Below are 19,233 nucleotides of genomic sequence, written 5' to 3'. Positions count from 1 at the left end.
TTCATAAAATTCGTTCTGACGTGTCAGCTCTTAATACAACTATTACTAAGTCCACCAGACCAAGTAACCATCTTAGTAACATCATTGAATATGATTGACAAAATAGTATTTTTTGAATTTGATTTTGATTTATTTCAATTTTGCGCTTACCTTAATAATGTGACTCATACTGTAAATAGCAGGACACCTCTCTTCAGCCATAATAATCAACTTCCGAAGTTTTTGGTCATCTGCAAAATTATCTCCTTCGCCCTCATTCTTACCAACATCAATTTCAAAATTTATTCCTTCTGTAATAGGTTCATCTGAAATATCAAAAGTCTTGGCAAAATTAACGTTACATTCTGCATTTATTCGTAGTTTATTGAGTTTGATTCCATGACTTGATAAAATACTTACGAATGTGTTAATAAAACATGAGGTTATTCCTACCACACAATACCCCATAGGTCCTAATCTGTTACCACTACCTCCCAAAAACGATGGTGAATCTATTTCGATTACTTCTTTGCCTTTCTCATATGCTAGTTCTGTTTTGAACTGGTATCCTTTTTGAATGTCAAAATTCCATTCCCCTTCCAATTTGATTGGTTTCTTTAAAAATTGTGAGTCCTTATGTCCACTTTCTATGGTCTTTTGTATCTTGTCAAGGTCAATGTTATTAACTTTATTTGACATAGTATTGTTATATTCTTACAATTAATATTTAATGAAATCTATCTTTAACTAACTATTAAACAATTGGCCATATCTTTAAGAATTATGTGGGTCGGTTGTAAGTCTACCACTATTTTAATTGAACTAAAGAAAATTAAGTGAATTCTATTACCGAAAGTTTTCACAAACACGAATAATACGATTACATTTGTAATTGTTATTGAAATGTCGATTAAACCAATTCATCACAAAACCAATGAAATACAAGGGACAAGCGTTCGATGCATCAACCTACACTAAATTCATTCAGAATATCCAAGAAAACTACAACGACAGACGCAAATGAATCAAAGTGGATCGTGCAACAGAGCGATGCATCTTATATAATTTGTTCTTTCTCATGACTTATGCAAAAAGAAAAGGACTATACATTGACTAGAGATACATCTTTTGAAATACTGCCTTTTTGGTGGCAGGAAGGAGAGAAACGATGACTGATCACAAGATCGGAACACGAGAAGAGTGGCTTGAGGCCCGGCTGGAGCTGCTCAAGGCCGAGAAGGCACTAACCCGACGTAGCGATGAACTGGCACAGTGGCGGCAGAAGTTACCTTGGGTTCGAATCGACAAAGAGTATCGTTTCGAGACTGACGATGGCACCATGTCTCTAGCCGATCTCTTCAGAGGACACTCGCAGCTTATCGTTTATCACTTCATGTTCGGCCCCGAGTATACTGGCGGCTGCCCGGCATGCTCTGCCATCGCCGACGGCTTCAACGGTTTCGCTGTGCATCTCGAACACCACGATGTATCAATGACCGCAGTCTCGCGTGCCCCTATCACTGCCCTTCAGGCCTACAAGCGCCGTATGGGTTGGACTTTTAATTGGGTGTCTTCTCTGAACAGCGACTTCAACTACGACTTCAACACTTCTTTCACTGAGGAGCAGCAGGGTTCTGGCAGTGTCGACTACAACTATCGCGAGCTCAGAACGATTCCAGACTCGGAGTCGGGTGCAAATAAGTTCGCGATCATGAGCGGCACCGACGTTCTAACTTACACTCGTGAGGCACCAGGTATGAGCGCTTTTGCATTTTCTGACGGCATAGTCTACCACACTTATTCTGCCTATTCGCGGGGCCTCGATGCACTATGGGGAATGTATCAATGGCTCGACCGTGCACCGAAGGGGCGAAACGAAACTGATCTGTGGTTTCGCCGGCGCGATGAGTACACTCCAGGTTCTCACTAACGGTCGACATGTAAAAACGAATTACTTTGGCAACGATAATCAGGCAGGTGCGATAACAGACATGGTAACAAACCTAAGTTGAAGTAGAGTTGTGGTCAGAATCAAGCCATCGTGAATTGCGACAGCAGCTACAGTTCCACATACAATAACATGGCACAAGTACAATCGAGAAATGCTTTATCTTTTGTTACGTTACTAATGTTGTATACTTCTTTAGATAATTAGCAGGTTTATTTTTCATTAAAGGCAGAAGTCCCTACAACAAACTTTTAGATTGTATTTCCCTGCGACATTAATGAATGCACAGAAAGATGGATAACGTCTATTAAAACCTTCGAGAATTAACCTTAATCAAATACGATTCTGCAAAAAAATATGAATATTATTAGCTGATGACTTATGTTTTAGAGTAAAAAAAGAAATGGAAAATCAGAGAAAATCATTAGTCATTGATGAAATCGTCTCTGTCCTAGTCTGCTAGGATTAGATTATCTAGTGGATGTATTTGTATTAGAGTTTGAATTATTGGAGTAGGCAGATGTATTTTCAGATGGCGGTCTAACATTATCAGTATTTGGAACATTGTATACTGGATTTGTAGGACTGTTTGAGAAACAGTTAGACTTTGAAATATTTGTTCCTATATCAGGAGTACATTTACCTTGAAGAGTCTGTGCAGTTATATTGTTATGGGTCAAATCAAAAGACGACATCCCTAAAAATCCCAAAACAATAATTATTAAAACCAATTTTATGGATATTTTATGAAAATGTTCGTTATACAATTTTGATTTGATTTTTAAATTCCTCATTTATGACTTTAGGATAGTATAGTATTTAACATTCAGTATTAGAGTAATCTAGTAGTCATCGTGGCTATTTTGATGACTGGACTAACTTCTAGTTCACCATATGTATTTGCAGCAAAACCTGACCCGGGCTTTATGAATAGTAATAGATGCAAAATATTTGCCACTGACTCTCCAATTAAAAATACAATCTGTTGTTGGAAAGAAAGCGATGGGAATGTATTTTGTCAAACTTGCACATATAAAGTTGGTGAAGGGTATTCCAAATGCGATGATAAAGAACTGCAGCTTGATACACCACCAAATCCTCCACCATCATCTGGTCCAGCATCACCCATACAAGATGATGGAACTTTAGAGCAGCCTGATAATCCAAATAGAGGTGGTTCTACAAATAATCCAAATATTGATAATGGGATTTTAGATTCAGATTAAGGTTCAAATGAAAGCACTTTACAACAAGTTACTCGGTGGTTCAATTATCGGTAGAACCTCTCCTAAAGTATATTTCGTATTAAGGTCCATTGGGCATCTTATAGTTTAATATTTTGTAATCATGAGACATATATCAGCTATACAACAAAGCCTTATTTTTCAGCTTGGCAAACTTTGAAACTTGGTTACCTTAACTATAGCGAACATTACAAGCATCGGGTATAGCTTTTCTAAGTGTGGTAATATCGACATCTGAGCATGTTTCGTATGTAAAGTAGTTTTCTTAATTTGCTAATTTGAATTAAATTTTTGATGAATAATATCTATTCAGTCTTTCTTCCAAAATATTTGTCGGGTATAATCTCTGGTATCAAAACTAGCAATAAAAGAAACAGACTAGCTTGTAAGTATATGAATGAAAATATTATGGCTACAGAGTACGTTAATATCGTAGCTACTATGCGCCTACTAGAGCTTTTCTCAATTAAAGCCTGTATCGACTTGTCAACCAAATCTGGATTCCTTTTGACATAATAGTATATCACATATATTAGTAAACCTGCAAGAATTGCATTGAACGAAAACGCAAAGATCGAATTTTGACTATCCAAGTACTGTGTAAGTAATGTAGTTGAGAAGGGTATTAATCCAATAATCATTAGAAACGAGATGTTGATCCAGATTAAAGGGCGGTCTACATAGAGTACCCAGCGGAAAATTCTATGATGTGCAACCCAAAAAGCACCAAGGGTTGAAAAGCTAATCACGTAAGCTAAGAAATCGGGCCATAAATCAGCAAATTTAGCAGAAAGTCTTTCTGAAGCGAAATCCCCTTCTGTAAATAAGATGAGCTCGGGCACGCTTATGTTAAATACCAATATTGTCATAATTATTGCAAATACCCCGTCAGTAAGGGATTCAAGTCGCCCCTTACCAAAAATTAAACCCTTTTTTTCTAAACCCATTCTTAATCAATCATTTATTAATTTAGGAAAGTATGATGAGCGAGTGTAAGATTCTGGATGAAAATAAAAAATCATGAGAATAAATAGGTAATGTCATACTTATTAATAAATTAGTGCTATAATATAATAACTAGAAAGTAAGATCTGATACTAATTTGTCCACTCATACATAGCATGGCCTGTAGTTTGAACTCGGAAATATATGCATTTGTATAAAGGATTAATTCCAACAACAGATATGTAATTTGCGTTTAACTATACACGTATATCATAAGTAGTAAAGTTATATTCAATTAGTGCTTCTCTGATCCGACCAAATTTTCCCTTCATTAAATTGGCTTTTTTAAACCAAGTAGGTATACGATATTATTAAAAGCTACTGCTAATAGTGTATATTCAACCAACTATTAATATATCCGTTAAATATGTCCTCTCTATTTTAGGAATACAAGAAATGAATATCTCAAAAGTATGTTTGGAATCAAAATTGATGTAGTAATAACATCAATTTAATCACAATACAAACGTTAGAAAGACAGTACTTTTGAAAATTATTATATTAATGAGGGGTCAAATAATACTGTTTAATAAATTTTGAAAATCCAAAACAGAAAATAAAAGAGTATTGAAAAATGTTTGTGGCTATACGTTAGTATATTAACCTACATAGGTGCTGTTGAGTTATCTGCACCCGTAACATTTCCATCTGTTGCGGTATTGTTTGAAGACATTGGATCTGCCGTAGAACTCAATTCACTATCTGGTGTAGTTGGACCTTGGGCTATTGCTGCTGATGTAAAAGTGCCCGCCATTAAAGAAGCTGTTGCAAGAATACTTGCGATTGCAAATAAGTAGATTTTATTCATGCGATTTTACTGTACAATTTATATCATTTATTTATTATCTAAAATGATACTATATTTTTCTGATGTACTTCTTATATAGTATGTTTGGATAGAACCCAGATTTAAGAATTAGATGGATAGAAACGTTATGAAGAACAATGGTGAGCTGTATCTGGTAATTAAATATAATGTCTGTTGTGAATGTATATTACTAATCATTGGTTCTTGTGATATAACATCTATTTACGTATCTTTTATCGGCCATCTAATAACCATACATTGCTACAATATTAGTATATGTTATTCACTAAGGTTATTATATACTAAAATGAAGGATTGTTCTTACGTCATTATTTCTGATAAATTATGGGTTCTATTGCTAATGATATATTGACTGCAGCTAAAAATAGGTTTCAAAATAATAATAGTAATACATATAATATGTCAAAAATTGTTCGTTCGGAACACATCCAAATTTAGATACATAAAATGGTCCATAATAAACAGTATTCATCTGGGGTTCGTTTCTATAGCCATAACGACCTTATGCTTGCACGAAGCAAAATTACTCTAATAATCCCAATTGGATTAGTCACATTATTGATTTTCCTAAAGACATTTAGTAATGGGAACGAAATCATCATTCTTAAAGAAACCATTTCGACCAAAAGGTATTATCATCAGGAGATGAGTCAATTAGATAATCTGGTTGTTTATCAAGAAATGTATCATTTACTCTGATCATAACTGCGGTTGTGTAATTGAAATCGAGGATACCCCCTATGAAATTAGGATCGATTGTTATCTCCACTTTATTGTCAGTCATTTTGTCTATCCTTGATAAAGGAAGTGAATACTTATTATTTATATTGTCATAAATTGCCAAATACCATCCTTTGATTCTAAAATTGGATTCGCTGCCAAAGTTAGGTATAATTATAGTAAAGACCTGATTGTGGTCATTTAATGGATCAAGTTGGCTTATTAGCCAAAGATATGTTGATTCATATTTTTTATTTTTATTTGGATCATCATCCAAATTGATAGTGAAAATCAAATCATTGTTATACATCTTGCTGATCTGAGTGGAAACAATATCATAAAATCCATGGATTTCAGGCATTTGAGTAGTTTTATCAAGAGTAATGAGCTTCGTATCATATTTGGCATCTACAGTGTTCCCGATTAGGACTTTCAAATTATGTGAATTGATTAGGAGGGGCAAACCACTATTATTATTATTATTATTATTGCAATCAACGTTACAAATAGTATTAGATTGTAATTTGTTATTAGTGGTAAGAAGAAATGATGTAAGAATGGATATTGAAAAAGAAATTATGGTAATTATGACGATCAGTGACTGATGACTTTTCATAGTGCAGATAATAATTTAGCATTGAAGATCGAGATTAAGATTTTCCCTAATAATAAACCTCAATAGATTCACTCAATAAATTATTGATACCAGTAAATTTTGGATCCTTAGATTCGATGCTCTACATCTCAAAAGGAATTTTGATAAGGTAAGGTTTCATTACAAAATTGGACTCGCATCATATCGATTGCAAAGCCTACCTAGGTTTTAGAGTTTTATGTTTTGTCAACATGAGAAAAACCTCTACTAATCATTATTGTTTATGATCTTTAACAATAATCCGGATAGTTCTTCTGGTGCCGTAATCATTGAATCATGACCTGGTCGAAGCTCAAAATAATCCCAGCCATCTGATTCTTTCGATTTTATGCTATGAAACATAGAATCTCCGAAATCGGTACATGTGATGTAAGTTCTTGATAACCTCTTGGGTTTGATTTCTTTGATTGATAGAGGCTCGTCATGAGTATGGAAAGGCATTGGACATAAACGACTTTTCATCCAATTAATATCATCATTATTAGTAACTCCAAATTCCTCAGGTGTATAGGAGAGTACAAGCCAATTTTTACCTTCTTCTTTTAGTCTTCTTTGTTCATAAATATCTCTTAAACCAGGTATCAGATCAAATCCACTCTTACCATCTTGTGGAATATATGCGTCAAGAAAAACCATTGATCTGATTCTATCAGGTATTTTCTCTGCTACGCCGCCAATCACCATGCCTCCATAGCTGTGACCTACCAAGACCACATCATAGAGATCTTGATACTCAAATACTTGAACTATATCATTGATATGGGTAGATAAATTGAGATTCATATAATATGTGACTTCTTTCGCCTAAACCGGTAAGTGTAGGAGTATAGATTTCATGATCATACATCTTTAGAAAAGGAATCATCTTATTCCAACATCATCCTCCATGACAAGATCCATGGACTAAAACAAGTGATTTATCAATGGAATACGTTGACAATGCTTTATTATTATTGCGTAAATATTTAAGTATAATTAGTACTAAGATTATGGATAATCTAATTAGAAATAATTTGAATATTTCGATTTATACATCAATAAATTTTCAAATTCAGACATGATAATGACAGAATCTACATTTAAGGACTGATATAGTCTTGAAGACAATCGTTAATGATAGGATGCTAATTCATTAAGAAGAGAAGAGATAAAGACAGATCATGAAATAAAATGTGTACGATGTTGTAATCACAAATTTATCAACCTAATTTTCACTTCTACCAAGTTATATTTGAATACAGTAGTTTTTGGTGGACTCATTGATTCGACTAATTATCCATACATGTAGGCAAACTTCCGCCATGACTTTCACGGTATTCCTTTAGCAATTGATCCTTTACATCCTCGGCGTTTTCCGTAACCAAATAACTAAATCTCTTTGCTTTGCTTATACAAGGATCTGATAACGATTCTAACAATGATTGTTTTATGTTGATACCACCTCCAATGTATAGAATTTTCATGCTTGCATGAACCTTAAAGACTCCTGGCTTGTCAAGATTAGCAGTTGTAGTGATAATAGAGTGATTAAAATCTAACCATTCAGACCAAGCATATCCTTCTTTCTCTCCTTTGTTGTTCATATCCGACTATTAACTTTAAATGACTATGTATAAAAAGAAATCAAATTCTAACAAAATGCCAAATCAATTTAAAACATAAACTTCTAAGAAGATTAACAAAAAAGTTCTAATGATAACACAAACAAATCCAATTGCTAGTAGTAAAAACGCAACGGAAACCAAGTGGGTCGTATTGAATTTGACTCCAAGTAGCATTAGTTCACGATTTATAGAATTCTTCTATTTCAAATGAACCTCCTAATAGAACCTATTGGGGTAAGACTCAATATTTTCCTCCAATGACTGCAATTAAATTGTCAGGTACCTAAAATCACAAATTATCTTTCACAGCTACAGCAACATTAAGAGATGAATTTACAGATACAAAAATTCAAAAAATGAAAACACGTACCCCAGATTCAATAATATTTATTTTGATTAGTGCATTAATCCTAGCATTAGTAAATTCTGACTCCCTCAAGAAATTTTCATTATATTTCATATTTGTAACTACGTATAGCAATAACTCTTGGGTTGTGTAGGTGTGAGAAGTAGGGCAACCCCCAACCCCATTGGCATTCATGTGAAAGATGTGATGCTAAATAAGAGGCAATAATTATAGAAGGAAATTTTATCTATAAGTATGTAAGTTATCTTTTATGAAAATTATTAGTGCCACTTCCGAAATTCCTAGTATGACCAATGAAGAAGCAGAGAAATTTCTTGAAAGTAAATTGAATTTGCAGTTGGCCACTATCGATGAACAAGGCGATCCAAATATCCAACCTGTCTGGTTTTATTATGACAAAGATGAGGAAAAACTCTGGATAAACACATCTAAATTTGCTAAAAAAACTCAAAATATTCTAAAGAGGTCGACTATTTATTTTTCAATAGACGATGAAAATCCTCCAGTTAGAGGAGTCAAAGGTAAGGGAATCGCAACCATAATAGATGATCTAAAAATAGTGGTTCCATTAGGAGAAAAAATTAGTTTGAAATATCTTGGTACGCTGGATCATCCGATAGCAAAAATGATTTCCGAGGATTCAAAGAAGGGAGGTGTTGTACTTGTTGAAATTAGTCCAAAGTTCTTTTCTACTTGGGATTATGGTAAAATGCAGTTTTGACTTGCTTATTACAAGATTTGTTCTCGATTTTGCATTATTAATAAATTTGAGAACAAATATGTATTTGAAGTATTGTGTTTCTTGCAATGATCTCATGGTTTAGCAACATCAATATTACTAATTTTTGAATCATATAAAAATTCTGATAATTAACCTTCTATTCTTTTATGAATAAACCTATTGAAAGTATAATATTAAATCTCTTACATCACAAATCCCAAATAAAGTTTCTATAATGTCTTGAAGCCTACCAGTCATATTGTAATTTTACTACTTAGTAAAACCACATAGTATTGTTTAAATTGTTACCTAGACTCTCAATAAAATACCCGTATCATCTTTATGCTCAGTAGTTCAGGGAGAATAATAATGTTAGATACCAGATAAACATGATTGCAATTAAGGATCAGTATAGAATTTGTAAAAAATAAATAGATTTGTCTAGTCTTCATAAAGTAGTCTTGGGCTATTTGTTCTTGGGATAATTTTCAATGTGTTTTTTTGATGACTTCATTGCAACTAAGAGCCCTAGTAATACTATAAATGCTATTTGAAAGACTTCTATCGCAATTGCCATGTCTCCAACCATTCCTCCCCTACCGGTTATTGGATTTTCGGGTATCCTAGTAATAACCCATATAAGTACAAATGCAAAAGTTCCTGCTATGCCAATGTAATCCCATATTTTACCCCAATTTCTAACCGTAGGAACAATCCAAAAGACTTGAGCCAAACCACCTACCAGAAAAAGGATTGTAGAATTGGTATTATTGGTTGGCAGCATATTTAGATGAAGAATGCCCGCGATTCCTGTACATATTGCTGCTGCTATGGAAATTAACAGAATCTTATTCATTGCTAGTATAAAGTTATAAAACTATATATCTTATCGATAAATTGCTTATTACAAGATGACAAGAAAAATGGAATAGGATTATATCATAGATCTTGTTTATTCCTTGCTAGACTCTCTTCTTGGATCAAAAAATGATAATCAAGATAAATAATAAATAGGAATTTCTCCCAAGTCATTCTTACACCTGGATCAAAGGGTGAAACTCAAGTCTCATCACTTTTGCGCGTAGTGAGAGAGAAAAGTAGTAAAGGCTACATTCATGTGATAAGCATCATGACAGTTGAACAAATCTTGGTCATTATACCACAATCTGATAACCATGATGATGACAGTAAAAAAAATAGATAGGTAACACTCCAATCTATCTTACCATTCTTGCATGAGAGAAAGATACAAAAGCATGAGAAAGTTCCCCATGCGAACTTCTAATTGATGCCTTTATTACTTTTCTCTTTTTTATTAAATTTCTTACTCGAGAAATTAGAGGTCGTTGGAAAATACAGACGAATAATATCCAAAAATATTGATTAATTTAATATACTACATGACTAGATACCAACGGCTCAGTAATTTAGGAATCAGTTGATAAAATGGTCAAAACTGTAAAGGACGTAATGAGAAGACGGCACCTCCATATGATAAGTAAGTAGAGGATAAATCTCGGAATGAAAATTCTTGAAGATGTTTAAGATGACTATCACCTTATTTATCAAAATGAAAATACTAAAACAGTTTGACAAGTAGGTATGGAATAGGAATATGTTCAATAATATAGATTCTATCAATTTTGTATTTGAGATTGGCCCAGACAAATGAATCGATGAGAGAAGATAAAGAATTCCCTAACTCAATACTCAAATCTGTTCCTTTGTACTCATTTTGCATCATTGTTTCATCAAATTTATAGTTAATTCTAGAACCATTTCGACTTCATAATTTTCTGATAAGGAATCATTCTCTCATAACAAAATCCTTCCAAATTATTCCTAAATCATGGGGCTACCCCCAGGTTTAATCACACGATTCCGTATATTATCATTATTGTATTCTAGACACCCGATAAGAAGATTAGCTAAAGGATTATCTACCCCTCTATTCCAACTATTGATTCCTCAAATAATGGAATAAGTTGTAAAACTGCTTCTTTGAAAACTCTATATTTGATGCCAATAATAATTCAACACAATGGAAATATGAGGGCCTGAAGGAACTACTAAATCAAATAAAAGTTATTTTCAAATTCAATAATCACAATATAAACTAAATATATTTAGTTCCTAGAAAAATGTTGCACTAGACTGTATGTTGAATTATTAACCCACTCCAACGCATCAAGCCAAACATACATTCTTTTAGTTTGCGAGTGCATGGAAGGGAAGTAAGACAGGGGGAGGGTTCTCACCGGTTCCCTCTATTACTTCCCGTTCCATCTCCAATCATCCATATTTTGGTCTTAATTCATATTTATTCCTCAATATTTTTAATCAAAAATGGTCACCTCCATGGAACAATACACGAGGTGTAAAGATGTAACTTAAATGTGCTCAGATGATGGATGGATGGATGGATGGATGGATGGATGGATGGATGGATGGATGGGGATGGATGGATGGATGGATGGATGGATGGATGGATGGATGGATGGATGGATGGATGGATGGATGGATGGATGGATGGATGGATGGATGGATGGATGGATGGATGGATGGATGGATGGATGGATGGATGGATGGATGGATGGATGGATGGATGGATGGATGGATGGATGGATGGATGGATGGATGGATGGATGGATGGATGGATGGATGGATGGATGGATGGATGGATGGATGGATGGATGGATGGATGGATGGATGGATGGATGGATGGATGGATGGATGGATGGATGGATGGATGGATGGATGGATGGATGGATGGATGGATGGATGGATGGATGGATGGATGGGATGGATGGATGGATGGATGGATGGATGGATGGATGGATGGATGGATGGATGGATGGATGGATGGATGGATGGATGGATGGATGGATGGATGGATGGATGGATGGATGGATGGATGGATGGATGGATGGATGGATGGATGGATGGATGGATGGATGGATGGATGGATGGATGGATGGATGGATGGATGGATGGATGGATGGATGGATGGATGGATGGATGGATGGATGGATGGATGGATGGATGGATGGATGGATGGATGGATGGATGGATGGATGGATGGATGGATGGATGGATGGATGGATGGATGGATGGATGGATGGATGGATGGATGGATGGATGGATGGATGGATGGGATGGATGGATGGATGGATGGATGGATGGATGGATGGATGGATGGATGGATGGATGGATGGATGGATGGATGGATGGATGGATGGATGGATGGATGGATGGATGGATGGATGGATGGATGGATGGATGGATGGATGGATGGATGGATGGATGGATGGATGGATGGAACAAATGCACTCTTGACTTATCATACTGGAGTAACTAATAATACTCATATGTCTTTAAATTCAAAATCAGTTCATAGTCTTCGTGTATTTACCTATTTGAAGATCATCTAACTAAAATGCATAAATAGAAATATCAATCTTCATTTTTTAATAACGGTATTTTTTTGTAAATCATTCAATTTGAAAAGTCAACGTGAAGCCTCTAATTTAGGTAAGGTAATTATTATCAATCCACATTGATTAGCAACATTACTGGACCAACTTATTAAAATCTATTCCAAGATCGGATAGGATTGTTTGTGCAGCATTTCTTCCGGGCGCCATCGAGACACCGGGGCCGGGATGACTCCCAGATCCACAAAGATATACATTCTCTACCCCAGGAATTTTATAATTACATAATCGTGCTATCGGACGCATTGACTTAGTTTGATAAGGTAACAAGCTTCCACAGGCTAGTGTTCCTTTAATTGATGTAGAAGGTCTTTTTTCATAATCCGTTGGAGAGAGTGCTGTTTTTTCTAAAATTACATCTCTTAGATTAGGGATATAGTCTCTTGTAACCATTTCTATTATTTGAAGTGCATATTGGTCTTTTACCAGATTCCAATCTGATTCATGTTCATCTCTTCCTTTATTTTCAATTTTATAGGGAACATTAGGTATGAGGAATTTTATTAAATGTTTATCAACTGGAACCCTACTTGGATCCATAACCGAATCATTACTCATTATTGGAATGGGATTTTCGGGTACTCTTCCACTTCTGCATTCGGAGAAAACTTTTGAAAAATATTCTAGCTCTGGTGGAGAAATATGCACCTGAGCTGATTTGTTTATTTCTTCTCCTGCCTTATACTCTAATTTCTTACTTAAGGCTAAGTAAAGTCCAAAAATGGCATCACCCCATTCAATTCTTTTGATATCTCTTACTATATCAGAATCAACATTGTCTTCACCAATCAAGTTGACAACCAATGTGTAGGGATCGGTACTGGATGCAATTAGTCTATTAACTTTGATTTTGCGTCCATCTGAAAGACAAACTCCTATGGCTCTATCTTTCTCAATGACAATATCCGAAACTTTCGAATTAGTCATTATTTCTCCTCCTTTGGATTCAAGATACCTTGCTAAAGATAACGGTAGATTTCCAAAACCCCCCTTAACGATGTTATTACCTTGATCTTGAATAGTTCCTGAAAAGAGATAACATAATTCTCCACCGCCTGCATCATCAGGAGAAAGGCCCACAAATGCTGCAAATGTACCAAACATTACCTTGACTTCGTCGGATTCAAATTTCTCATTACACCAAGATCTCATTGATTGTAGTTGCTTTCTATAATCTTCATAACTCACTTTACGACGGTTTTCTTCACGTCCTTTAGAGTCCAAAGAACAGGGTGAAGAATTTATGGAATTGATTAGGACAATCTTATTTGAAAGAAATTTATTATATAATTTATTCCAAGTTTTTCCATCTTGAATTGAAAATTTTTCAATACTTTTTACTGTTCTTTCTATTGAAGGATACATGGCAACATATTTACCATTTGGAAATACATGTGAATAGGATATTTCTGGATATATAAGTTCAAATCCATACTTGCGCAGCTCTAATTCCATTGGAACTGGAGAATAGTTAGCGAGCTGATAACCAAACGCATGTACATCAGATTTGAAGCCAGGTAAAGTAACTTCTTCTGTTATTGTCATACCTCCTATTGAATGATATTCTTCTAATACCAATACTTTAAGCCCCGCTTTTGCAAGATAACAAGCACAAGTCAAACCATTATGTCCTGCTCCTATTACAATCGCATCGTATTGAGATGAGTATACAGATGAATTCACCATTAAACCACTACGTATTAAGAAGATTGACCTTAATGATTTAATAATTTCTTTCATTTATTATTAACTAATTTCTCATAATTGAAATTTAGACTCATGCTAAATCTATTGCAAAGCCTATCAAAAAACCCCCGTGCTATTTTAGTAACAGTTTTTAGTAAAAAATTCACAATAATGCGATTTCAAATATCAACGTTCTCAAATATTTAGAGTGTTATCAATAAAGTGGGAAAACTGTTAATTTAGTTTGTTGATTATCCTTGGACAATAGATTTGTCATGTTGAGTATTTAATGCTTGTCCGATAATGTCGAATACTAAATATCCGAGTTGTCCTTTGTGGTATTCAAAATATATCTATAATAACAATAAAACCCAAGAAGAACACATTAACAAATGAATCTTATTCAATTAGTCATTATGATTGGGATTATTTCGGTGGCATCAATTGTTGGTTACATAGTCATCAACTCCACTCTATTTGGCTATGCAATTGATGAGTCATTGAAAAAATCAGCATTAATTAAAGACAAAGTAGAGAGTCTCCAAAAATCGATGACTAATGCCAATATTAATGACGATAAGGGGGTCAATATTGATACAATGTTTCAATTTAAAAGGGCACCTGAATTCCAGAAAATTGAAGACAATATAAATACAAAGAGTAACATGCCTGTGACCATCGCTTCATTGAAAGGAGATGTAGTACTTGTCAACTTTTGGACTTATAGTTGTATCAATGTTTTAAGGACACTTCCACATCTTGAAGATTGGGATACAAAATACGCTGATAGTGGATTAGTAATAGTTGGAATTCATACACCAGAATTTGAATTTGAAAAAAATACGGAAAATGTAAAATCTGCACTACAAAGATACGGAATAAAATATCCAGTCCTTCAGGACAATGTATATGGTACCTGGAATGCATACGAGAACAGCTATTGGCCTAGAATGTATCTTGTGGATGCTCAAGGATATATAAGATATGATAAGATCGGTGAATCTGATTACGATCGCACAGAAAAGGTAATTCAGTTTCTTCTAAATGAAAGAAATGCCAATAAAAGTATAAAAAATATCAATCACAATAATAATACTTATCCTTATTTTGATAATAGCAAAGTAATTCAGAATGCTACTAATAATACCGTTGCTAATTTTCTTAGACAACCTGTCGACTTTTCAAAAATACAAACACCTGAATTGTATTTTGGAAACCAATCATCTCGTTCAGCAATAGGAAATCCTGAAGGATTTCATTTGGGTCAAACAATAGATTATTTCTTACCTTCATCATATACATCTTCATCGATGTCAAATTCAAGCACCAAACCTAATACAATATATTTAGAAGGAAAATGGAAAAACAATCCTGATAATGTAGAATTACAAAGTAATACGGGTCACATATTACTAGACTATTCGGCAAAGTCTGTAAACATTGTAGTTGGTGTTAATAGCAGTGATAAAAATGAAAGTCAAGTAACAGTATATGAAAACAATTCTTTGATATCGAATAAATCCAAAGGAATTGACATTGGAATTAATAGTAAATTCATTGCTAATGAGCCAAGGCTGTATAATATAGTGAATCACGGATCATACAGTGACGATAGTCATATACTTTTGATTGAAATTCATGGAAAAGGATTGCAAGCTTACGTATTTACATTTGGATAGGTTACTGAACCAAATTAATATCGGTAATAAATCTAAAGCATATTTCATATTAACTTGTAGTAAATAAAATAAAATAAAGTTATTGGACCTTTATGTTTGTATCTTGGTATACCAAGAAGTTAAACAATAAAGGTTGTTCTTTGTTTGCTACTGGCCATGTAGTTGATTGAGCGCCTGGTTCATCGATCTCTCCCATCGTTTCATCTCGTGGCTCAGGAATACTTACTGGATAGTCTATTGGTGGAGAATTATCCAATGATTGGTCGCTTGCAAGTGGGGTGTATGATTGAGCTTGTTCGGCAGTAAGGGAACCAACACCTGGTAATTCAGTATCATCAGGTATGTTTATTGTAAATAGAAACACAAAATTTGGGCTCAATGCTTCATCCCTCAAATCCTGATAAAACGTTTGCTCATTCATTACGTGACCTACCATTAGATGTGTAAAAACATCTTCGGCTACTATAGTATTATTTCCATTTGTGATATCTGTGACTTGGGCGTGTCCATATAGAAATACCATGTTAGAAAGTTGTGGTACATCTGATCTATCTACGTTGGAAGCTCCATGTTGTATTTGATTAAAACCTACGTTATTCGTAAGTGCTGCAAATTGTGGTTGTTCTGTAGGAAGAGATGCACTAGGACTGTTCCAGTTTACATCAGTTAATGTGATTTTGTATTCATGACCTGCGATTTGATGTGGTCCATATGTTAAGGGAGATGTATAAGTTGCTTCAAATCCAGTCATATTGTTTGTATTCCCTTTTTCAAAAGTACCAATAAACTCAGCATTCTCTCCAGCTGAAACTCCGCAGGTCAATGCATCGGCACAGCTAAAGTTATCAAATGGAAAAAGTCCACCAGGGCCAAATACATTGGATAATCCTGCTGCAGGTTCAAAAAGAGCGTCAGATGCTTCGACATTTATTAGAGTATCATTATTGTTTGGTTGAGGCAATGAGCTTGTTCCAACATTTTTGTCACCTTCAGATTGACCAAAGGCTAAAAACTCATTACTGTTTCCATGAACATATACCATGCTTGAAGACATGAATATTAGTGGTGCGATAGCCAAAACAAGTCCAATAAATAAAAATTTAGATCCTTGCCTATATGAGCGATCGGTATTTTTATCAGGTAAACTTGTATTGTCTTTGTTAGTTACGTTTTTGTTGTAGTCAATTCTTGACATTACAGAGGAATGTTAAAAAAGTTATTTAAGCAAATTCCCAAATTATACCATAATTACACCTCAATTTATGAGAACTAGGTATTGATAGTATCGGATATTATTTATGTAAATAAATCTAGTTCCCTGATTTTATTACCTGCGCTAATAAACTTTTATCATACAACATAATAATATTAGTGTCTTAGCTTGAATTCACCCGATTCTGATTCAAACAACAAGAAAGATACAGATAATAATGAAGGTAGAATCGGAGGATCTGAGTTCAATAATGACAATAATAAGAACAAAAAACCGAATATAAATGAAGAAAAACCTGTCGACCCTCGTTTTAAGAGGCTGCCATGGTCAATGATAGTAAGTACTAGAGGTGGAATTAACAGAGCAAAAGTAATAAATTTTTTGGTAGAAAGTCCGTCAAATGCTAACCAAGTATCCGTTCAATTAAAACTGGATTATAAAACAGTAATACATCATCTAAATGTCCTAAAGAAAAATAGCCTGATTGTTACGGACAATGAAGATGCCTATGGTGCAACATATTTTATATCTCCCTTAATGGAAAAAAATTATTCTGCATTTAAAGAAATTATGGACAGAATTGGGAAAAAGTAAATTAAACAATGTTCCTTAAACTAATTTAATAAACAAATGGACTTCATGATCGCAGCAGCTATTGCAGCTCTTCTTAACATAGGATTGCTTGGAACAATAATAGTAATATATGTACAGAATACGAGACTTGTCCAATCATATTTTACTTATGGCTTGATAACTGTGGCTTCAGCATTTATGGTCCAAAACATTGTAATTGTTATCTTTTGGTTTAATCTTTACACAGCTGGTCCTGCAATAAAGACGATTGTGGATGCCGCTGCACCCTACTTGTTTGTCATTAACCTAGCTCAAACGGTGGGTTTGGCAGTGATGGTATGGATAAATACTTAATAAAAGAAATAAACAGTATTTTACCATAATTAGTAACCTTGTCGATGAATGGGATTCAAGTGTTATTAGTCTTTGCTAGGAATATCTTTTGAAACCTTTCTTGGATATCCATTTGATCATAAATCAATTATTAACCTTAAATCATAACCTCTCGAAGGGTAAAAGTTAAAATGGACAATAGTATAGAATTCGAACCGAGGCCCAAAATAAAACAACAATACCATCAAGACCGATGTATGAATGGTGGGAGATAACCATGTTTTTAACTGGGTTTTATTTCGGATGGATACTGCATGAAGAAACCAGAGTAAATGAAGAGCATGTTGCGAGTACTAAACCAGCAATCTCTTTATCTTCAATACCAACTCTAAAACTACTCTCAGTTTCATAATTTATTCACATTATCAAAAGCCAATCAAAACTAATCGGAAAGAAAGGATCATGCTCTATCAGTTTACATTTCTTTCCTGTCACTTAGGCTAAAATTGATCTTTTTAGCTGGAAAAAAATGTGGTATAAAAATTAAGTTGTTTTTATTACTTTTCTAAAATTTTCAAGATTCTTTGCCATTTCTTCTTCGAATGACTCTTCTGTATAGCCATGAACTTCTATACCATGTTTCTTCGCATTTTCCATCAATTCTTCTTCTGTTTCGCCATACATCGTATGAGTACACACGGGATCTCCCACATCCTTACAATTGATGCTTAAAGTCATAAATTGTAAATGCTATTGCACTAAGTTAAAGATATCTATCAACTTCCAATTTTAACTGGAACTCATTATAAAAGACCAGCTTAGGCTTAATATACGCACGGCTAGTTTCAAAAATATTGATAAATCAGATTTTATCCTAAATACGAGAGAAGATAATTTCACATTTGGACTCGTAATTCATCTATTTCAAAGGCCACGACACCCGCTGTAAGTTTACTATCTTACTGGGACTCAAAGGCAACAAAAGGTGAGAAATTGATAGTTGGTAACAAATTACAACAAGAGTTTAGAACAATTTGGGAGAAAAGACACATATTTTTTGTTCATTTGTGCAACAATATCGTAGTCTACTAAGGATACTTAGAAACATAAGTATATTTCTTGATTAGATCCAAATGTTGTCCTTTGATGCATCCATAGAAGTTCCATTTAATCATTTTGCGGA

At 34.3% G+C, this 19,233-nt stretch carries 19 protein-coding genes; 8 read left to right on the top strand and 11 right to left on the bottom strand.

Annotation, left to right across the window (positions count from 1 at the left end; translation table 11 throughout):
* Positions 1–129 precede the first annotated feature (129 nt).
* Complete coding sequence (locus NMY3_RS04700) at positions 130–678, bottom strand: OsmC family protein (RefSeq protein WP_196817769.1); 549 nt, start codon at positions 676–678, stop codon at positions 130–132.
* A gap of 469 nt (positions 679–1,147) precedes the next feature.
* Here NMY3_RS04700 and NMY3_RS04695 point away from each other — a divergent pair, with 469 nt between their 5' ends.
* Positions 1,148–1,909 carry a DUF899 domain-containing protein gene (locus tag NMY3_RS04695; protein WP_196817768.1) on the top strand — a complete coding sequence of 254 codons (762 nt, stop codon included), beginning with the start codon at positions 1,148–1,150 and terminating at the stop codon, positions 1,907–1,909.
* 488 nt (positions 1,910–2,397) lie between these two features.
* Here the strand turns inward: NMY3_RS04695 and NMY3_RS04690 are convergent, their stop codons facing one another.
* Complete coding sequence (locus tag NMY3_RS04690; protein ID WP_196817767.1) at positions 2,398–2,607, bottom strand: hypothetical protein; 210 nt, start codon at positions 2,605–2,607, stop codon at positions 2,398–2,400.
* 186 nt (positions 2,608–2,793) lie between these two features.
* On the opposite strand from NMY3_RS04690, the gene NMY3_RS04685 reads away from it, so the two are divergent.
* Positions 2,794–3,153: a hypothetical protein gene (locus NMY3_RS04685; RefSeq protein WP_196817766.1), complete on the top strand. Its 360-nt coding sequence runs from the start codon at positions 2,794–2,796 to the stop codon at positions 3,151–3,153.
* A gap of 323 nt (positions 3,154–3,476) precedes the next feature.
* On the opposite strand, the gene NMY3_RS04680 is transcribed toward NMY3_RS04685, so the two are convergent.
* The 5 genes from NMY3_RS04680 to NMY3_RS04660 form a co-directional block, all read right to left on the bottom strand.
* On the bottom strand, positions 3,477–4,118 hold the full coding sequence (locus tag NMY3_RS04680; protein ID WP_196817765.1) for a TMEM175 family protein: 642 nt from the start codon (positions 4,116–4,118) through the stop codon (positions 3,477–3,479).
* Between the two features lie 662 nt (positions 4,119–4,780).
* Entirely contained in the window at positions 4,781–4,984 is a 204-nt protein-coding gene (locus NMY3_RS04675; RefSeq protein WP_196817764.1) for a hypothetical protein, read from the bottom strand.
* 625 nt (positions 4,985–5,609) lie between these two features.
* The gene (locus NMY3_RS04670; protein WP_196817763.1) at positions 5,610–6,341 is read right to left on the bottom strand and encodes a hypothetical protein; all 732 of its coding nucleotides are present in this window, start codon (positions 6,339–6,341) and stop codon (positions 5,610–5,612) included.
* A 246-nt stretch (positions 6,342–6,587) separates the two neighbouring features.
* Entirely contained in the window at positions 6,588–7,163 is a 576-nt protein-coding gene (locus tag NMY3_RS04665) for an alpha/beta hydrolase (RefSeq protein ID WP_196817762.1), read from the bottom strand.
* 485 nt (positions 7,164–7,648) lie between these two features.
* Positions 7,649–7,963 carry a hypothetical protein gene (locus tag NMY3_RS04660; protein ID WP_196817761.1) on the bottom strand — a complete coding sequence of 105 codons (315 nt, stop codon included), beginning with the start codon at positions 7,961–7,963 and terminating at the stop codon, positions 7,649–7,651.
* 638 nt (positions 7,964–8,601) lie between these two features.
* Here NMY3_RS04660 and NMY3_RS04650 point away from each other — a divergent pair.
* A complete protein-coding gene (locus NMY3_RS04650; protein ID WP_196817759.1) occupies positions 8,602–9,072 on the top strand; it encodes a pyridoxamine 5'-phosphate oxidase family protein in 471 nt (156 codons plus the stop codon).
* A 466-nt stretch (positions 9,073–9,538) separates the two neighbouring features.
* Here NMY3_RS04650 and NMY3_RS04645 read toward each other — a convergent pair whose 3' ends face one another.
* Positions 9,539–9,928, bottom strand: a complete 390-nt coding sequence (locus NMY3_RS04645) for a hypothetical protein (RefSeq protein WP_196817758.1) — start codon at positions 9,926–9,928, stop codon at positions 9,539–9,541.
* Positions 9,929–11,519: 1,591 nt separating this feature from the next.
* Here NMY3_RS04645 and NMY3_RS04640 point away from each other — a divergent pair.
* The gene (locus tag NMY3_RS04640) at positions 11,520–12,503 is read left to right on the top strand and encodes a hypothetical protein (protein ID WP_196817757.1); all 984 of its coding nucleotides are present in this window, start codon (positions 11,520–11,522) and stop codon (positions 12,501–12,503) included.
* A 138-nt stretch (positions 12,504–12,641) separates the two neighbouring features.
* Here NMY3_RS04640 and NMY3_RS04635 read toward each other — a convergent pair whose 3' ends face one another.
* The gene (locus NMY3_RS04635) at positions 12,642–14,306 is read right to left on the bottom strand and encodes a phytoene desaturase family protein (protein WP_196817756.1); all 1,665 of its coding nucleotides are present in this window, start codon (positions 14,304–14,306) and stop codon (positions 12,642–12,644) included.
* A 338-nt stretch (positions 14,307–14,644) separates the two neighbouring features.
* On the opposite strand from NMY3_RS04635, the gene NMY3_RS04630 reads away from it, so the two are divergent.
* The gene (locus tag NMY3_RS04630; RefSeq protein WP_196817755.1) at positions 14,645–15,931 is read left to right on the top strand and encodes a redoxin domain-containing protein; all 1,287 of its coding nucleotides are present in this window, start codon (positions 14,645–14,647) and stop codon (positions 15,929–15,931) included.
* A 79-nt stretch (positions 15,932–16,010) separates the two neighbouring features.
* On the opposite strand, the gene NMY3_RS04625 is transcribed toward NMY3_RS04630, so the two are convergent.
* Entirely contained in the window at positions 16,011–17,126 is a 1,116-nt protein-coding gene (locus NMY3_RS04625; RefSeq protein WP_196817754.1) for a hypothetical protein, read from the bottom strand.
* A gap of 186 nt (positions 17,127–17,312) precedes the next feature.
* On the opposite strand from NMY3_RS04625, the gene NMY3_RS04620 reads away from it, so the two are divergent.
* From NMY3_RS04620 to NMY3_RS16865, 3 genes are all read left to right on the top strand, one after another.
* Entirely contained in the window at positions 17,313–17,738 is a 426-nt protein-coding gene (locus NMY3_RS04620; RefSeq protein ID WP_196817753.1) for a winged helix-turn-helix domain-containing protein, read from the top strand.
* 36 nt (positions 17,739–17,774) lie between these two features.
* Complete coding sequence (locus tag NMY3_RS04615; protein WP_196817752.1) at positions 17,775–18,071, top strand: hypothetical protein; 297 nt, start codon at positions 17,775–17,777, stop codon at positions 18,069–18,071.
* 256 nt (positions 18,072–18,327) lie between these two features.
* Positions 18,328–18,462, top strand: a complete 135-nt coding sequence (locus NMY3_RS16865) for a hypothetical protein (RefSeq protein WP_257720007.1) — start codon at positions 18,328–18,330, stop codon at positions 18,460–18,462.
* A gap of 131 nt (positions 18,463–18,593) precedes the next feature.
* Here the strand turns inward: NMY3_RS16865 and NMY3_RS04610 are convergent, their stop codons facing one another.
* The gene (locus NMY3_RS04610) at positions 18,594–18,788 is read right to left on the bottom strand and encodes a DUF1059 domain-containing protein (protein WP_196817751.1); all 195 of its coding nucleotides are present in this window, start codon (positions 18,786–18,788) and stop codon (positions 18,594–18,596) included.
* Between the last annotated feature and the right edge of the window lie 445 nt (positions 18,789–19,233).

The organism is Candidatus Nitrosocosmicus oleophilus, from assembly GCF_000802205.1.
GTDB lineage: Archaea > Thermoproteota > Nitrososphaeria > Nitrososphaerales > Nitrososphaeraceae > Nitrosocosmicus > Nitrosocosmicus oleophilus.
This window is presented reverse-complemented; position numbering and strand designations above follow the sequence as displayed.